Annotated in this window: 14 protein-coding genes and 1 tRNA gene; 9 read left to right on the top strand and 6 right to left on the bottom strand. The window is 55.7% G+C overall.

Translation table 11 applies throughout. The annotated features are described in order from the left end of the window. Positions 1-50 precede the first annotated feature (50 nt). Positions 51-425 (bottom strand): sirohydrochlorin chelatase, encoded by a 375-nt coding sequence (locus tag AC13DD_RS18380; protein WP_053115024.1) that lies wholly within the window; start codon positions 423-425, stop codon positions 51-53. 100 nt (positions 426-525) lie between these two features. Between AC13DD_RS18380 and AC13DD_RS18375 the strand changes: the two genes are divergently transcribed. From AC13DD_RS18375 to AC13DD_RS18350, 6 genes are all read left to right on the top strand, one after another. Beyond that, on the top strand, positions 526-1,128 hold the full coding sequence (locus AC13DD_RS18375; RefSeq protein ID WP_053115025.1) for a DUF924 family protein: 603 nt from the start codon (positions 526-528) through the stop codon (positions 1,126-1,128). Positions 1,129-1,283: 155 nt separating this feature from the next. Then, positions 1,284-2,000 carry a murein L,D-transpeptidase catalytic domain family protein gene (locus tag AC13DD_RS18370; protein ID WP_053115026.1) on the top strand — a complete coding sequence of 239 codons (717 nt, stop codon included), beginning with the start codon at positions 1,284-1,286 and terminating at the stop codon, positions 1,998-2,000. 58 nt (positions 2,001-2,058) lie between these two features. Then, positions 2,059-2,134 (top strand) — tRNA-Gly (locus AC13DD_RS18365). Between the two features lie 134 nt (positions 2,135-2,268). Next, entirely contained in the window at positions 2,269-3,063 is a 795-nt protein-coding gene (locus AC13DD_RS18360; RefSeq protein WP_053115027.1) for an MOSC domain-containing protein, read from the top strand. A gap of 8 nt (positions 3,064-3,071) precedes the next feature. Beyond that, a complete protein-coding gene (locus AC13DD_RS18355; protein WP_104271064.1) occupies positions 3,072-5,024 on the top strand; it encodes an ATP-binding cassette domain-containing protein in 1,953 nt (650 codons plus the stop codon). Next, positions 5,021-5,689, top strand: coding sequence for a DUF6901 family protein (locus tag AC13DD_RS18350; RefSeq protein WP_092032840.1), 669 nt, complete (start codon positions 5,021-5,023; stop codon positions 5,687-5,689). The genes AC13DD_RS18355 and AC13DD_RS18350 overlap by 4 nt, the downstream gene beginning before the upstream one ends. 61 nt (positions 5,690-5,750) lie before the next feature. Here the strand turns inward: AC13DD_RS18350 and AC13DD_RS18345 are convergent, their stop codons facing one another. The 3 genes from AC13DD_RS18345 to AC13DD_RS18335 form a co-directional block, all read right to left on the bottom strand. After that, positions 5,751-6,182, bottom strand: coding sequence for a universal stress protein (locus AC13DD_RS18345; RefSeq protein WP_008174363.1), 432 nt, complete (start codon positions 6,180-6,182; stop codon positions 5,751-5,753). Between the two features lie 152 nt (positions 6,183-6,334). Further along, entirely contained in the window at positions 6,335-7,153 is an 819-nt protein-coding gene (locus AC13DD_RS18340; RefSeq protein ID WP_092032843.1) for a hypothetical protein, read from the bottom strand. Positions 7,154-7,223: 70 nt separating this feature from the next. Continuing rightward, positions 7,224-7,439: a hypothetical protein gene (locus tag AC13DD_RS18335; RefSeq protein ID WP_008174365.1), complete on the bottom strand. Its 216-nt coding sequence runs from the start codon at positions 7,437-7,439 to the stop codon at positions 7,224-7,226. Between the two features lie 150 nt (positions 7,440-7,589). On the opposite strand from AC13DD_RS18335, the gene fadB reads away from it, so the two are divergent. The 3 genes from fadB (at position 7,590) to topA (ending at position 13,861) form a co-directional block, all read left to right on the top strand. Beyond that, positions 7,590-9,737 (top strand): fatty acid oxidation complex subunit alpha FadB, encoded by a 2,148-nt coding sequence (fadB, locus tag AC13DD_RS18330; RefSeq protein WP_482931563.1) that lies wholly within the window; start codon positions 7,590-7,592, stop codon positions 9,735-9,737. 33 nt (positions 9,738-9,770) lie between these two features. Continuing rightward, positions 9,771-10,946 carry an acetyl-CoA C-acyltransferase FadA gene (gene fadA / locus AC13DD_RS18325; RefSeq protein ID WP_062784509.1) on the top strand — a complete coding sequence of 392 codons (1,176 nt, stop codon included), beginning with the start codon at positions 9,771-9,773 and terminating at the stop codon, positions 10,944-10,946. A gap of 272 nt (positions 10,947-11,218) precedes the next feature. Beyond that, positions 11,219-13,861, top strand: a complete 2,643-nt coding sequence (gene topA / locus AC13DD_RS18320) for a type I DNA topoisomerase (RefSeq protein WP_008174370.1) — start codon at positions 11,219-11,221, stop codon at positions 13,859-13,861. 60 nt (positions 13,862-13,921) lie between these two features. Here the strand turns inward: topA and AC13DD_RS18315 are convergent, their stop codons facing one another. Both AC13DD_RS18315 and gltA read right to left on the bottom strand, forming a co-directional pair. Beyond that, positions 13,922-14,794: an NAD(P)-dependent oxidoreductase gene (locus AC13DD_RS18315; protein WP_008174372.1), complete on the bottom strand. Its 873-nt coding sequence runs from the start codon at positions 14,792-14,794 to the stop codon at positions 13,922-13,924. Between the two features lie 116 nt (positions 14,795-14,910). Beyond that, complete coding sequence (gene gltA, locus AC13DD_RS18310; RefSeq protein ID WP_008174375.1) at positions 14,911-16,185, bottom strand: citrate synthase; 1,275 nt, start codon at positions 16,183-16,185, stop codon at positions 14,911-14,913. Positions 16,186-16,503 lie beyond the last annotated feature (318 nt).

The following is a 16,503-nucleotide window of genomic DNA, read 5'->3' as shown; positions in this document are numbered from 1 at the left end:
GTTGCTCCTGTTGCGCGCTACCCGCCGGATCGGTTTCCAAAATACCCGGCTCAGGCTGGCGTCTGTTCCAGTTGAAGCATAACAACATCCCGGATCGCCTGCCCCAGCAAAGGGTTTTCTCCAATCGGTGGCGCAAGGCTGATGGTTGCGCCATGTGCCTTTTCGAGTTCTTCGATCATCGCGGGAACGTCCTTGCGCAAGTGACGTCCGGCTGCCAGGAACAGGGGGATGATCGTAAAATCACTGGCGCCTTCCGCAACAGCTTCACTGATGACGGTGTCCATGGATGGTTCCGCCAGTTCCATGTAGGCAACCCGGGCGTTGTCCACGGACTTGAGGGTTGGCTCGGCGAGCTTTTCAAAGGTTTCACACCAGCGCTTGTCACTGCTTCCATGTGCCAACAGAATAATGCGGGGACTCGTCATTGTCGCTCCTGGAGTAGTCAATTTGATAGGGCCTGTCGTAAATCCGGGGTGCCGCCCATTGTCAGGGCCGGCAGTCTCTAAAGTAACAGGGTGACGCTGAATGTTCGATTGGAAAGAGATTCTGGATTTCTGGTTTGGTGAACTTGACGAAAATGGGTTGCCAGACAGCGACCATCGGAACAAATGGTTCCGGTCAGACCGCAAGTTCGATCAGGAGATTCGCCGGCGTTTCCTGTCCATGGTGCTTTTCGCGTCTGAGCAGGGTCTGGACCACTGGCGCCGTGAGGCCGGTGGGACACTCGCCGAAATCATCCTGCTGGATCAGTTTTCCCGGAACATCTTCCGCGGCAGTGCCATGGCGTTTGATCAGGACCGTCAGGCCCGGAAACTCTGTCGGGAAGCCATGCAGAAGGGGCAGGATATGATGCTTGCGCCGGTCCACAGGGCTTTCCTCTACATGCCACTGCAGCATTCCGAGCTCAGGGACGATCAGGACGTCTCTGTGGAATGTTACGAACAGCTTGCGCGCTCGACCCAGGGAATTCTCGCCGATTTTATGGGCAGCTTTCTTCAGTCTGCCCGCGATCACCGGGCCATTATTCAGCAGTTCGGTCGCTTTCCCCATCGAAACAAGGCACTGGGAAGGATATCGACCGCAGACGAAGAGGCTTACCTTGAGGGCGGCCGCCGATTTGGCCAGTAAGGTAGAAAGGTACGCGGTGGTTTCTTAAAGTTTTGTATGAAAAACGTACATTCTGACGGGGTTAGCAAAATTCCCTGATAAAATGCGCAACACTTACTTTCGACCGGGTGGCGGCGTTTGGTTACCACCCGCAATCATTTTATCGGGGACGTATAATGCAAAAGATGCGGCGTTTTTTGCCCGCCGGCTTACTTCTGGCTGTATGCGCAGCGCTTCCTCTCTCATCACTTGGCGATTCGCTGGATGATCAGCTTGTCGACCGCCTGCGCACAGTCGCTCCAAAGCTTGATGCCGAAGTTCTCAAGACAGCCATCAGTGCGTCTCGCTGCGCTGTCTCGAATGGTGTAGAGATGCCCGAGCGGCTCGCGGTTATCGATTTCTCCCTGCCGTCCAGCCAGGAACGGCTGTGGATCTTTGACCTTGAAAAGGGGGAGTTGCTGCTTCGGGACCTGGTTGCGCACGGCAAGAATTCGGGGAATTTCGAATCCACCGCCTTCTCCAATACTGAGGGCAGCCACCAGTCCAGTATCGGGCTTTTTCAGGCCCGGGAATCCTATTACGGTCGGCATGGATATTCACTCAGACTGGATGGTCTGGAACCGGGCATCAACGATCTCGCCAGACAGCGGGCCATCGTTATTCATGGCGCCGATTATGTGAATGAGGACTGGGTCAGCAAGTACGGACGTATAGGCCGCAGTCATGGTTGCCCGGCGGTGGATAACCAGATCGTCAAGCGTGTGGTGGACAACCTGAAAGGCGGGCAGTTGGTGTTCAAGTACTACCCAGACCAGGAGTGGCTGCACAGTTCCGGTTTCCTGAAATGTGACAACAAGACACTGGCTGGAAAAAACCTGCAAAAAAGTGGTTGACGGCTTCGTCGGGATCCGTAGAATACGCCTCCGTTGTCGGTAACAGCCGATCAGCATTGCGGGAATAGCTCAGTTGGTAGAGCACAACCTTGCCAAGGTTGGGGTCGCGAGTTCGAATCTCGTTTCCCGCTCCAGATTCAGAAAACCCGGTCCTGAAAAGGTCCGGGTTTTTTCGTTTTCGGGCATCTCCAAACTCGGCGCCAGGGTGTGTGGTCAGGTATACTCAGCAGCCTGTTGCGTATCCTGATTCTTTGGGAGGCTGCCCGCCATGAAGGTCCATTCGCTGTTCGTGTACCCCGTCAAATCCCTGTCTGGAATTGAAGTGACCAGTTTTAATACCGATGATTTCGGGCCGGTTGGGGATCGTCGATGGATGATCGTGGATGACGACCGCCGGTTTGTTACCCAGAGGGAGCACCCGGAACTTGCCCGTGTCGGAACCCGTCTGGAAGGTGACCGGGTCGCGATCAGCATTCCCGATGAGGGCGAGTTTGTCCTGAGTGTCTCAGATGAAGAGGTTCGGGTTCTGGTCTGGAGAGACTGGGTCAAGGCCCTGGCGGGGTTGCCCGAGGCGAATGCTGCCCTGAGCCGTTTCTGCGGTAAGCCTGTTCGCCTGGTTTTTATGCCGGACAGCTCTTTTCGCCGCGTTGATGCAGGCCGGGTCAACGACTACCGCCGGGTGGGTTTCGCCGACGGGTTCCCCTTTCTGGTGACCAATACCGCCTCCCTGGCAGAGCTGAATACCCGGCTTGAGGCGCCCGTGGAGATGCGCAGATTCCGCCCCAACATTGTGGTTGAGGGGGCAGGGGCCTGGGATGAAGATATGTGGCAGAGCCTGAGCGTTGGCGACAACCATCTCAGCATCGTAAAGCCCTGTTCGCGCTGTGTAATGACCACCGTGGATCCTTCCACGGGCCAGAAGGATGCTGCCCTGCAGCCCCTGAGGACGCTCTCCGGCTATCGCAGAACCCAGGAGGGCGTCATCTTCGGCCAGAACGCCATTCATGAATCACCGGGCATTATTCGGGTGGGTGATCCCGTTACTGCCAACCAATCGGAGTAGAACCAAACGTGCCACTGTTAACGCTGGACTCAGTTTCCCTGGCTTATGGAATGCACCCGCTGCTGGATCAGGCCTCATTGGTTATCGATGCCGGCGAGCGCGTGTGTTTGCTGGGACGAAACGGCGAGGGAAAATCGACCCTGCTCAAGATTGTCAGTGGGGAAGTGATACCCGACGGTGGCGTTGTTCGTCTCGATGACGGGGCCGTGCTGGCGGTGCTTCCGCAGAACCTGCCCTCGGAAGATACCCGTACCGCCTATGAAGTTGTCGCCGGTGCCTTTCCGGAAACGGGCCAGTTGCTCGCTGAATTTCATCAGCTGTCCCAGCAGGCCGATGAGGCGAGTCTCGACCGGCTGATGAAGGTTCAGGAGCGCCTGGAGGCTCTGGACGGATGGCGCCTTGACCAGAAAGTCACCACCATTCTCGGTCAGTACGGCGTTGATCCGGACCAGACGCTGAATACTCTGTCCGGCGGTTGGCAGCGCCGGGTTTTGCTGGCCAAGGCGCTGGTTGCCGATCCGGACATACTGTTGCTGGACGAGCCCACGAACCACCTGGATGTTCCGGCAATCGCCTGGCTGGAGGAGGCCCTTGGCCAATTTCGCGGCGCCATGTTGTTTGTCAGCCATGATCGGGCGTTTATCCGGCGGATGGCGACCAGGATTGTAGAGCTGGACCGCGGGAAGCTGGTGAGCTTCGCTGCCACCTACGACCGCTACCTGGACCTTAAGGAAAAAGCGCTGGAGGAAGAAGAACGGCAGAACGCGCTGTTTGACAAGCGCCTCAAGCAGGAAGAGGCCTGGATTCGGCAGGGCATCAAGGCTCGCAGGACTCGTAATATGGGGCGTGTTCGTGCCCTGAAGGCCATGCGTGAGGAGCACAGGCAGCGTCGTGTGCGGGGCGGAACCGCCAGCTTTGCAGTGGAGGACGCGGCGCGGTCTGGCAAGCTGGTGGTTGAAACCAGGGACGCGGGCTTTGCCTATCCGGATGGCACCCCGGTAATAAGAGATATGAATCTTACCATCCTTCGCGGGGACAAGATCGGGCTCGTTGGCGAGAACGGCACGGGCAAGACCACCCTTGTTCGGCTTTTATTGGGAGACCTGGAACCAACCGAGGGTTCTGTTCGTCTGGGAACCAATCTGCAGGTTGCTTACTTCGACCAGCTGCGAGGCGAGCTGGATCTGACACGGAACGCACTGGATAACCTGTCCGAGGGTCGGGAGTTCATCGACATCAATGGCCAGAGCAAACACGTTCTCGGCTATTTGCAGGAGTTCCTGTTTACCCCGGAGCGAGCCAGATCTCCGGTCAGTGTTTTTTCTGGTGGCGAACGGGCCCGGTTGCTTCTGGCCAAGCTCTTCAGCAAGCCCGCGAATATCCTGGTGCTCGACGAACCGACGAATGATCTGGACGTTGAAACACTGGAATTGCTGGAAGAACAGCTGGCGGAATTTGCCGGCACAGTGATCGTGATCAGTCACGACCGTGAGTTTCTCGATAATGTGATCACCGAAACGGTTTTCCTGGACGGTTCGGGCAAAGTGCGTGAGTACGTTGGCGGTTACACGGACTGGCGTCGGCAGGGCGGCTGCTTCCCCTCAGAAGCCACGGGTAACCGGCCGGACAAGCAGGATAAAAACGGCAAGACATCCGGTAGCACCGAAAAGGTCGTATCAAAGAAACCGGCAGAGAACGCAAAACCGCGGGCAGAACCTGAAAAGGGCAAGCCCGTGAAACTGAGTTACAAGCTCAAGCTCGAGCTGGAGCAGTTACCAGGGCAGATCGAGGAGCTTGAGCAGGAAGTCGCCGGCCTGCAGGAAAAAATTTCCCAGGCTGATTTTTATTCAGGCCCACCGGATGAAGTCTCGGCCACTCTGGAAGCATTGACGGAAAAGGAAAACCGTTTGGAGCAGGTCATTGAGCGGTGGATGGAGCTGGAAGAACAGGCAAATCAATGAATGTACATTACGATTTCAGATTTCAGGACGGCCGTAGGGTTGAGTTTAAAGTAACGGACAAGCCGTCCCGGCCTTCCGGAAAACTTCCGTCCTGGACACAGCTGGAACATTGCCAGTGTAGCAACTGTCCTTTGAAGGTTTCCGAATCCTCCCACTGTCCCGCGGCAACCGAGATATTGCCGGTTGTGGAGGCCTTTCGGGATGAGGATGCCTACCAGAAGGTGGAAGTGAAGGTAACCGATGATCGTCGAAGCTATGAGAAGCAGACGGCGCTTGAGGAGGCACTTCGATCGTTGCTCGGGCTGAAAATGGCGACCAGCGGGTGCCCGGTTCTGTCAGAGCTCAAGCCCATGGCGGTTCATCACCTGCCGTTTGCAAACACCGATGAATTCATTATGCGCAGCGTTTCCCATTACCTGTTGCAGCAATACTTCGCGAAACGGAATCATCAGACCCCAGACTGGGAATTGAAGGGGCTGGTGGAGAGGAATCAGAGGCTACAACTGGTGAATCAGGCCCTGTGGCAGAGAATACACTCAGTCTGCAAGGGTGACAGCAATCTGAAGGCACTACTGAACTTCTTCTCGATGGCCTCGAGTGTCAGTTTCTCGCTGGAAAGTCAGCTTCGCAAACTTGAGGCGAAAATGGAGGGGGAAGGGGGCTGATCGCGGCTTTCGTTCTCAGCAGGCCCGGGTCCACACCCCGGGCCTTTTTGTTGGTCAAGCCTTAGTGAATGCGAACGGCCAGAACATCGCATTCGGTTCCATGCAGAACCCCGTTTGCGGTGGAGCCCAGCAAAAGCTGAAAACCCTTCCGGCCATGACTGCCAACGATCACAAGGTCTACTTCCTGTTCCTTCGCAAGCCTGTGGATTTCGGACTCGGGGCGCCCGACTGTCACCACCTGGTTGTTTTTGGCCACACCGTATTTGTCGCCGTAGGTTCCCAATTGCTCGCGAGCTGCTTTGTCGAGTTGGTCCTGTAGCTCGGTCAGATCCATCGGAATATCGCCACCATAGGCATAGCCGACAGGCTCAACCACATGAACCAGCATCAGCTCCGCACCATGGGCTTCGCTTATGGCCTTTGCCTTGTCCAGTACCTGTGGGGCTTCTTCTGTCAGGTCAATCGCAACAAGCATCTTTTTATAGGCAGACATCGTATCGCTCCTTCGCACACGGGATATTATTCTGAGGATAGTACCTTAAATCGGGTCGGGAAAGTGTAGCGGGAAACTGACGGGTATCAAAAACAGAGGCGGAAAAGTGCTTTTCTGGCAGGCAATTAGGCCTGCCAGAAAGAGCAGGGCGGTCAGGCGTTGCCCTTGAGCAGCTCAATGGTTGTCGCAAGTCCTTTGAGGATACCCTTGGAATAGCGATCGATTACAAAGCCCACGTTGTTTTCGTTGTAGTTAATGTAGGAGCCACGGATAAACTGCCATTTGGCGGAAATGTCGTTAAGCGCGTCCTTGAGCTCCGGTGTTCCCTCGCCCTGTATTACGGATGCCAGCAACTGGTCCAGCTCCCGGGCCTGTTCATCCAGCGGGGTCTCGGTTGAGGAGCCCTGGAAGGTCTGGGCGACAGAAGAGTTTGTCCTGACCGAGTATTTCGCCATCATCTGGGCCATTTTTACGGCCGCCGAACGGGCGGCTTCTACCCTTGGGTTGGTCTCGGTCTGTGAGCTTTCCTGGGCCACCTTGTATAGCTCGGTGGCCTTCTCGTTCATCGTGAGTGCCTGGTTGGCCATGTCTGAGACCAGCCGCAAATCGGGGTAGCCCTGGTTGCGCACATCGTTGATGTTGTCCCGCATCAGGTTCTTGAACTTGTCGAATTCCTGGTTCAGCCCCTCAACTTCCTCGGCTGACAGTACGCCTGAATCGCTGCCCGCGATGGAGTTCATGGAATCGTTGGCCGAGTTGATGCCCTGCACAATCTCGTTCAAAGTGCCGGTATCACCGGTTCCGCTGAAACGGTAGTAGGCGTCCAGAGCCATGTAGTTGCTGACCCGGAAATTGTGAAGATCGGAGAGAAATCCGTCGGCACTGTCCTGAGCGCGGGCACCCATGGACGTGAGTGCAAGGAGAATCAGTGCGGCTACAAGGGAACGTATCCGCAGGTTTGCGTCTTTCATCGGATGGGTCTCCGTAATGCGGTTTTATTATTGTGGACCAAAGTCGTAGATCGAAGGTAAAGTAACTCCGTCAGCCAATCAAGCAGTTTTGGCGGCGGTGTAGCCCGTAAATGTAAATAACTTTGAAATTTGCGTGACGAAGTTCCGGTTTTTTCTGAGCAGTGGCTTCCAGTTCACTGAAACATAACAATTCCGCTCCAATTTTCTTCGGTTGCCCCCGGTATTTCGGGGACTTTTGCAGCCCTCCAGAAAGAAACAAATTGACAAATGCGCCGTTTTTTTTCATCGTGTGCCCTCACGATTCAAACGACTGTATGAATTTTTGGATCGGATGATCGGGCAGTGACCGAAATCTCGCTGCACAAACAGCCGCGCCGGTAAATCAAAAGTACCGCCCGGTTGGAAGCAGTTCCAAACACAGACTGGAGATCAGTTGATGATTTACGAAGGTAAAGCCATCACGGTTAAAGAGATCGAAGGCGGGATCGCTCAGTTGAACTTCGACTTGCAGGGCGAGTCAGTAAACAAGTTCAACCGTCTTACTATTGAAGAGCTCCGCGCCGCGACTGACGCACTGAAAGCGCAGAAGAACCTGAAGGGTCTGGTAGTCACCAGCTCCAAGGACAGCTTTATTGTTGGTGCCGACATTACCGAATTCACCGAGCTTTTTGCAGGCTCGGAAGAGGATCTGGTAGCCAACAACCTCAAGGCCAACGAAGTCTTCAACGCTGTTGAAGATCTGCCGTTCCCCACCGTTACCGCGATCAACGGTATGGCGCTGGGTGGCGGTTTTGAAATGTGTCTTGCAACCGACTACCGCGTGATGGACAAGAAGGCCAAGGTTGGTCTTCCGGAAGTGAAGCTTGGCATCTTCCCGGGCTTTGGCGGTACCGTGCGTCTGTCCCGTCTGGTCGGCGTGGACAATGCCGTCGAGTGGATCAGCGGTGGTACCGAGAACCGTGCTGATGTCGCTCTGAAAGTCGGCGCTGTCGATGCCGTGCTCGAGTCCGACAAGCTGGTTGATGCTGCTGTTGCCATTATTAATCAGTGCAACGAAGGCAAGCTGGACCACGAAGCCCGTCGTGAAGAGAAGAAGGGCAAGATCAAGCTCAATGCCATGGAAAGCATGATGGCATTCGAGATTTCCAAGGCGTTTGTTGCCGGCAAGGCTGGCAAGAACTACCCGGCTCCTGTCGAGGCCATCAAGGTCATGCAGAAGCATGCCGGCATGACCCGCGACAAGGCAATCGAAGTCGAAGCCAAAGGCTTCGCCAAGATGGCCAAGACCAATGTGGCGGCTTGCCTGGTTGGCCTGTTCCTGAACGATCAGGAATTGAAGAAGAAGGCCAAGGCCTGGGAAAAAGAAGCTAACGACGTGAACCTGGCTGCCGTTCTGGGTGCCGGTATCATGGGTGGTGGTGTTGCATTCCAGTCTGCCCTGAAAGGCACGCCGATCATCATGAAGGACATCAACCAGGACGGCATCGCCCTGGGTCTGAAAGAAGCCAAGAAGCTTCTGTCCAAGCGTGTTGAAAAAGGAAAGATGAAGCCGGATCAGATGGCCGACGTGCTCAACAGCATCACGCCGACCCTGAACTATGGCGACTTCAAGAATGTTGACCTGGTGGTTGAAGCGGTTGTTGAAAACCCGAAGGTGAAAGATGCCGTTCTGCGTGAAACTGAAGATGCGGTTCGCGAGGACACCATCCTGACCTCCAACACCTCGACTATTTCCATCGACCTGCTGGCCAAGAACCTGAAGCGTCCGGAAAACTTCTGCGGCATGCACTTCTTCAACCCGGTGCACATGATGCCGCTGGTTGAGGTAATCCGTGGCGAGAAGACCAGTGATCGCGCCATTGCAACCACGGTTGCCTACGCCAAGGCCATGGGCAAGACCCCGATCGTTGTAAACGATTGCCCTGGCTTTCTGGTCAACCGTGTTCTGTTCCCGTACTTCGGCGGCTTTATCGGCCTGGTACGTGACGGTGCTGACTTCCAGCACGTTGACAAGGTTATGGAAAAGTTCGGCTGGCCCATGGGTCCTGCGTACCTGCTAGACGTGGTCGGCATGGATACCGGCAAGCACGCCGGTGAAGTGATGGCAGACGGCTTCCCGGATCGCATGAAGCACGAAGGTACAACAGCCATTGACGTGATGTTCGATAACAACCGTTACGGACAGAAGAACGACAAGGGCTTCTACAAGTATGAACTGGACCGCAAGGGCAAGCAGAAGAAGGTTGTCGATGAAGAGACCTACAAGCTGCTCGAGCCGGTTGTTCAGGGTAAGAACGATTTCAGTGACGAAGACATTATCGCCCGTATGATGCTGCCTTTGTGCCTGGAAACCGTTCGCTGCCTGGAAGACGGCATTGTCGAAGATCCGGCAGATGCTGATATGGGCCTGATTTTCGGTATCGGCTTCCCGCCATTCCGTGGTGGTGCCCTGCGCTATATCGACGATATGGGTGTAGACAAGTTCGTCGAACTGGCAGACAAGTTTGCAGACCTTGGTCCTCTTTATCACCCGACCGAGAAGCTGCGTGAAATGGCCAAGACTGGCAAAAAGTTCTTTGGCTAACCCTGAACGAGATTTCCGAACGGAGAAAGATCTATGAGCCTTAATCCGAGAGACGTTGTCGTCGTCGATTGCGTGCGGACTCCGATGGGTCGTGCCAAAAACGGTTGTTTCCGGAACGTGCGTGCAGAGACCCTGTCCGCCAATCTGATCGAAGCACTGTTTGAGCGCAACCCGAAGCTCGACCCGAAAGAAGTTGAAGATGTTATCTGGGGCTGTGTAAACCAGACCAAGGAGCAGGGCTTCAACGTGGCGCGTCAGATTTCCCTGCTGACCCGCATTCCCCACGAGTCTGCCGCTCAGACCGTGAACCGCCTGTGTGGCTCTGCCATGAGCGCGATTCACACTGCAGCCCAGGCCATCATGACCGGCAACGGTGATGTGTTCTTCGTGGGTGGTGTTGAGCACATGGGGCACGTACCCATGACCGAAGGCTTCGACCACAACCCGGCTGCGTCCAAGTACTCCGCAAAAGCGTCCAACATGATGGGCCTGACCGCGGAAATGCTGGCCAAAATGCACGGGATTACCCGTGAGCAGCAGGACGAGTTCGGTGCTCGGTCCCACCGTCTGGCCCATGAAGCGACCGTAGAAGGCCGTTTCAAGAACGAAATCGTGCCCATTGAAGGTCACGACGAGAACGGCTTCAAGGTGCTGATCGAGGAAGACGAGACCATTCGTCCCGAGACCACGGCCGAGTCCCTGAGCCAGCTCAAGCCGGCGTTCGATCCGAAGAACGGTACCGTAACAGCCGGTACGTCTTCCCAGCTGACCGACGGTGCGGCAGCGATGGTGTTGATGTCTGCAGAGCGTGCAGAGGCACTTGGTCTCAAGCCGATTGCCAAGATCCGCAGCATGGCCGTTGCCGGCTGTGATCCCGCGATCATGGGTTACGGCCCGGTGCCGGCCACCAAGAAAGCCCTGAAGCGTGCAGGCCTGAAAGTCGAGGATATCGACTTCTGGGAATTGAACGAGGCTTTCGCCGGCCAGTCCCTGCCTGTCCTGAAGGACCTGAAACTTCTGGGCGTTATGGAAGAAAAAGTGAACCTGAACGGCGGCGCGATTGCCCTGGGCCATCCGCTGGGCTGCTCTGGTGCACGTATCTCTACAACCCTGCTGAATGTAATGCAGGCCAAAGGCGGTAAGCTTGGTGTTTCCACCATGTGTATCGGTCTGGGCCAGGGCATTGCAACGGTCTGGGAGCGTCTGTAATCCATTAAGCGGATTGCATTTCGCGGTTTCAAAAGGCCCGGCAAATGCCGGGCCTTTCTGTTTCAGCGGGCGGGACCAACAGGGTTCCCGAATGTGAAAAAAAGCAGGATTGAAACCAAAGAATGGGTTGTCTTGCTATTCTTGACCCTGTAAAACAGTGAGCCTATACAAAATAGCGGCGTATTTGTGTTTTCTAGCCGACTGATTTTACAGCGAGTTTACGGTTTGCTGATTTATTGACCGATTTATCGCCAAGGATACAGAACTCCGATATGGGTAAAAGTCTCGTAATTGTCGAGTCACCAGCGAAAGCGAAGACCATCAACAAGTACCTGGGCTCTGACTTCATCGTCAAATCGAGCGTCGGGCACATTCGTGATCTTCCCGTCAGTGGCAGCGGATCCCAGTCCGATCCCAAAGAGCGTGCCAAGCAGGCTGCTATCACCCGGAAGATGAGCCCTGAAGAAAAGGCGGTTCATAAAAAGCGCAAGTCCCGCGAACAGCTGGTTGCCCGGATGGGTGTCGACCCGGACCAGGACTGGAGTGCCCGTTACGAGATCCTTCCCGGCAAAGAGAAGGTGGTCAGCGAACTCAAGCGTTTGGCCAAATCAGCAGACCATATCTATCTGGCAACGGATTTGGACCGTGAAGGAGAGGCCATCGCCTGGCATCTTCAGCAGACCATTGGTGGCGAACCCGAGAAGTACCGGCGCGTGGTGTTCAACGAAATCACCAAGCGTGCGATTCAGGAAGCGTTCAAGGATCCAGGCACTCTCGACAATAACCGGGTTAACGCACAGCAGGCCCGTCGCTTCCTCGACCGGGTTGTTGGCTATATGGTGTCGCCCCTGCTTTGGGCCAAACTTGCCCGCGGCCTCTCCGCCGGCCGTGTTCAATCCGTTGCGGTGCGGCTGATAGTCGAGCGTGAGCGTGAAATCCGGAAGTTCGTTCCGGAGGAGTTCTGGCAGTTACACGCCGATCTGGCGTCTGCCAAGGCCGATCAACCGGTCCGTTTCGAGGTGACTCGCCACGAGGACAAGCCGTATCGTCCGGTCAATGAGCAGCAGAGCAGTGACCACGTCAGCCGGCTGAAGGCCGGTACGTTCAAGGTTGCCAAGCGGGAAGACAAGCCGACCCGTTCGCGGCCGTCTGCGCCGTTTATTACGTCTACGCTGCAGCAGGCTGCCAGTAACCGGATGGGGTTCAGCGTCAAGAAGACGATGATGCTGGCCCAGCGTCTTTATGAGGCCGGTTTCATTACCTACATGCGTACGGACTCGACCAATCTGAGTCAGGATGCGATCAACAGTTGCCGTGCGTACATCGAAAAGCAGTTCGGCGACAAATACCGGCCCGAAAAGCCCCGTGTCTACGGCAGCAAAGAGGGCGCCCAGGAGGCGCACGAGGCCATTCGCCCAACCGAAGTCAGCCGTCGTCCGGCGGATATCAGTGGCCTTGAGAAGGATGCCGAGAAGCTCTACGACCTCATATGGCGTCAGTTTATTGCCTGTCAGATGTCCGACGCCGAATTCCTGAGTACGTCCATCGTGGTGGCCAACGGCGATTATGAACTCCGTACCCGGGGTCGGATCATCAAATTCGATGGCTTCCTGAAGGCGGCGCCCCAGGCCGCGAAGAAAGATGAAGACATTGCTCTGCCTGACATTAAGGTGGATGAAGTGCTGGATCTCAAGAAACTGGATCCTACGCAGCACTTTACCAAGCCGGCGCCCAGGTACACCGAGGCCAGCCTGGTCAAAGAGCTCGAAAAGCAGGGCATTGGCCGTCCGTCGACCTACGCATCGATTATTTCCACGATTCAGGATCGCGGATATGTGAGGCTGCAGAACCGTCGGTTCTACGCCGAGAAGATGGGCGAGATCGTTACCGAGCGCCTGTCGGAATCTTTTCCGAACCTGATGGACTTCGATTTCACCGCGAGGATGGAAGATGAGCTCGACGAGATTGCCGAGGGCGATGTCGAGTGGAAGAAAGTCCTGAATGACTTTTACGGTCGGTTCCGGCAGCAGCTGGAAAAAGCCGAGAGTGGTGAAGACGGCGGCATGAGGGCCAACACGCCGACTGAAACGGACATTCCATGCCCGAGCTGTGGCCGGAACATGCAGATCCGGGTTGCCAGCACTGGTGTTTTCCTGGGTTGCTCTGGCTATTCCTTGCCACCGAAAGAGCGTTGCAAGACTACCATTAACCTCGTATCCGGTGATGAGGTTGTCAGCGCCGACGATGACGTCGAGGGTGAGGGCGAAACCCGTCTGCTGCGCAAGAAACGTCGCTGCCCCAAGTGTGGCACCGCCATGGACAGCTACCTGGTGGACGAAACCCGCAAGCTGCATGTTTGCGGTAACAATCCGGATTGCTCTGGCTACGAGGTGGAAAAGGGCACCTTCCGCATCAAGGGCTACGATGGGCCGACTCTTGAGTGCGATAAGTGTGGCTCCGAGATGCAGCTTAAAACCGGGCGTTTTGGCAAGTATTTCGGATGCACCAATGCCGAGTGCAAGAATACCCGCAAGTTGCTGAAAAATGGCGAGCCCGCTCCGCCCAAAATGGACCCGGTGCCAATGCCCGAGCTCCAATGTCAGAAAGTCGATGATACTTACGTTCTCAGGGACGGTGCGTCCGGTTTATTCCTGGCTGCCAGCAAATTCCCGAAAAACCGGGAAACGCGGCCACCGCTGGTGATGGAGATTAAACCGCACCGCAAGGAGATTGATCCGAAGTACGATTACCTGATGGATGCGCCCGAGCGTGACCCCGAGGGTAATCCGACGGTGATTCGCTACAGCCGTAAGAGCAAGGAGCAGTACGTCATGTCTGAAAAGGATGGCAAGGCGACGGGCTGGTCCGCGTGGTATGTGAACGGTAAGTGGCAACCACAGGACAAGAAAAAGTAACGTCTGCTGGTTTCCGGGGTCGTGGGCTGATTGCCGTCAAACGACCCCGGATTCAATACCTTAGCGGAATTTCCTCAGTCTCTGTATGAGAGATGAGGTGTCCCATCGTTTACCGCCCATCGACTGGACATCCGCATAGAATTGATCGACCAGTGCGGTCACCGGCAGAGACGCATTCACTTTTCTCGCCTCCTCAAGGCAAATCCCGAGGTCCTTGCGCATCCAGTCAACGGCGAAACCGTGTTCGAACTCTCCTGCAATCATGGTTCCCGAGCGGTTTTCCATTTGCCAGGATTGGGCTGCGCCTTTTGAAATCACGTCCACCACTTTCGCCACATCCAGTTCAGCCTGCTCGGCAAAGTGCAGGGCCTCTGAAAGCCCCTGGACGAGACCGGCAATCGCGATCTGGTTCACCATCTTGGTTTTCTGGCCACTGCCAGCCGGGCCCATTCGATTGAGTGCCCGCGCATAGTGCTCCATAACCGGCTCGGCTTTCGCATAGTCCTGTTCCGAGCCGCCGCACATGATGGTCAGTTTGCCGTTTTCAGCGCCTTGCTGGCCGCCGGATACAGGCGCGTCTACAAATCCCATGTTGTTTTTGCTGGCAGCTTCAGCGAGATACTCGGCAATGCCGGCAGAAGCCGTAGTGTGATCGACCAGCACAGCGCCTTCAGAGGCATTGGCGAGAATACCTTCATCACCCTCGTAAACGGCCATAAGATCGGTATCGGCCCCAACACAGGTCAAAACAATATCCGCGCCCCTCACGGCCTCAGCAATGGTGGTGCAGCTGGTTCCCGAGTATTCGCTTGCCCACTGCTCGGCTTTGGCATTGGTCCGGTTCCAGACCCTGACGTCGAGCCCCGCCTTCGCCAGGTGGCCGGCCATCGGGTAACCCATGACGCCCAGGCCGATAAATGCTGCTTTAGTCATCGCTTTCTCCTCTTATGTTTTTATCGGGTTAACTTAGCACATAAGGGCAGGGCAGCACGCAATAAAAAAGGCCGCTGAATCAGCGGCCTTTACGTGTTTTACCCGGCAAGTCAGACTTATTTGGCCGGATAATCCCGGGAATCCGAGCCGGTGTAGAGCTGACGCGGACGGCCGATGCGATAGTCGCCGCTTACCATTTCGTTCCAGTGCGAGAACCAGCCAATGGTACGCGACAGAGCGAAGATAACGGTGAACATCGACGTCGGGATTCCGATTGCCTTGAGGATCAGGCCGGAATAGAAATCCACGTTGGGGTAGAGCTTGCGCTTGACGAAGTATTCGTCTTCCAGCGCGATCTTCTCGAGACGCTGGGCGATCTTCAGCAGCGGGTCGTTTTCCAGGCCCAGCTCGGTCAGCACTTCGTGGGCAGTTTCAGCCATTACTTTGGCGCGCGGGTCGAAGTTCTTGTATACCCGGTGGCCGAAGCCCATCAGGCGGAACGGATCGTCTTTGTCCTTGGCCTTGGCAATGAATTTCTCGATGTTGGATTCATCGCCGATCTCGGCCAGCATGTCCAGAACCGCTTCGTTGGCGCCGCCGTGAGCGGGTCCCCACAGAGCCGCGATGCCGGAGGCAATGCAGGCGTAGGGGTTGGCGCCGGTAGAGCCGGCCAGGCGCACCGTAGACGTTGAGGCGTTCTGTTCATGATCCGCGTGCAGGATGAAAATCTTGTCCATGGCCTTGGCCAGGATCGGGTTCGGCTTGTACTCCTCGCAAGGAACGCCAAACATCATCTGCAGGAAGTTCTCGGAGTACGAGAGGTCGTTACGCGGATAAATGAAAGGTTGGCCAATGGCGTACTTGTAACACCAGGCGGCAATGGTCGGCATCTTTGCAATCAGGCGATGCGCGGTAATTTCCCGCTGCTCCTGGCTGGCAACGTCCATCTCGCCGTGGTAGAAGGCGGACAGAGCGCCGACTACACCACACATGATCGCCATCGGGTGTGCATCACGACGGAAACCCTGGAAGAAGTTCCGCATCTGGTCGTGGAGCATGGTGTGGTTTTTGATGGTGTCGTGGAACTTCTGGTTTTCCTCGGCGCTCGGGAGTTCGCCGTGAAGGAGGAGGTAGCAGACTTCAAGGTAGTCAGAATGTTCGGCCAGTTGCTCAATCGGGTAGCCGCGGTGCAGGAGAACGCCGTTTGCTCCGTCGATGTAGGTAATGGCCGATTCGCAGGCTGCTGTGGATACGAATCCGGGATCGTATGTGAAAACGCCTTCCTGGACTAGGCCTCGTACGTCGATAACGTCAGGGCCGACGGTGCCTGAATAAACCGGTAGCTCAATGGACTTGTCCCCCACCGAGAGCGTGGCTTTCCTGTCGGTCATGGTGCTCTCCTATTTATCAGCTTTGACAGCTTTATCTACAGTTATAGATGCGCTAGAAGGCGCGTATTATCGCAAAACTGGCGGCAAAATATAGGGCGTTGGCTTTTTTTGTCAATGGAAGAGTCGGGAAAACCCATAATTTGACATTGGCTGTAAATCAGGGATATCCCGAATGACAACGGATTCGGGCAGGAAAAGGATTTGTCAATCCTCCTTATAGCTGGCTTAACCCCCTGAAATACGCGGCCTGAGCGACGTTGCACGTTTGTAATTGGTTAGGGTACTCCTTATAATCCCTAGCCCGGAATCGGGGATAAA

The sequence above is a fragment of the Marinobacter sp. L-13 genome, assembly GCF_056857715.1.
The sequence above is the reverse complement of the archived record's forward strand: the minus strand, read 5'-3'. Positions and strand labels throughout refer to the sequence as shown.

Bases quoted from the DNA above. Each gene is read 5' to 3' on its own strand.
- AC13DD_RS18380 (WP_053115024.1), bottom strand. From the start codon at position 425: ATGACGAGTCCCCGCATTATTCTGTTGGCACATGGAAGCAGTGACAAG.
- AC13DD_RS18375 (WP_053115025.1), top strand. From the start codon at position 526: ATGTTCGATTGGAAAGAGATTCTGGATTTCTGGTTTGGTGAACTTGAC.
- AC13DD_RS18370 (WP_053115026.1), top strand. From the start codon at position 1,284: ATGCAAAAGATGCGGCGTTTTTTGCCCGCCGGCTTACTTCTGGCTGTA.
- AC13DD_RS18360 (WP_053115027.1), top strand. From the start codon at position 2,269: ATGAAGGTCCATTCGCTGTTCGTGTACCCCGTCAAATCCCTGTCTGGA.
- AC13DD_RS18350 (WP_092032840.1), top strand. From the start codon at position 5,021: ATGAATGTACATTACGATTTCAGATTTCAGGACGGCCGTAGGGTTGAG.
- AC13DD_RS18345 (WP_008174363.1), bottom strand. From the start codon at position 6,182: ATGTCTGCCTATAAAAAGATGCTTGTTGCGATTGACCTGACAGAAGAA.
- AC13DD_RS18340 (WP_092032843.1), bottom strand. From the start codon at position 7,153: ATGAAAGACGCAAACCTGCGGATACGTTCCCTTGTAGCCGCACTGATT.
- AC13DD_RS18335 (WP_008174365.1), bottom strand. From the start codon at position 7,439: ATGAAAAAAAACGGCGCATTTGTCAATTTGTTTCTTTCTGGAGGGCTG.
- fadB (WP_482931563.1), top strand. From the start codon at position 7,590: ATGATTTACGAAGGTAAAGCCATCACGGTTAAAGAGATCGAAGGCGGG.
- fadA (WP_062784509.1), top strand. From the start codon at position 9,771: ATGAGCCTTAATCCGAGAGACGTTGTCGTCGTCGATTGCGTGCGGACT.
- topA (WP_008174370.1), top strand. From the start codon at position 11,219: ATGGGTAAAAGTCTCGTAATTGTCGAGTCACCAGCGAAAGCGAAGACC.
- AC13DD_RS18315 (WP_008174372.1), bottom strand. From the start codon at position 14,794: ATGACTAAAGCAGCATTTATCGGCCTGGGCGTCATGGGTTACCCGATG.
- gltA (WP_008174375.1), bottom strand. From the start codon at position 16,185: ATGACCGACAGGAAAGCCACGCTCTCGGTGGGGGACAAGTCCATTGAG.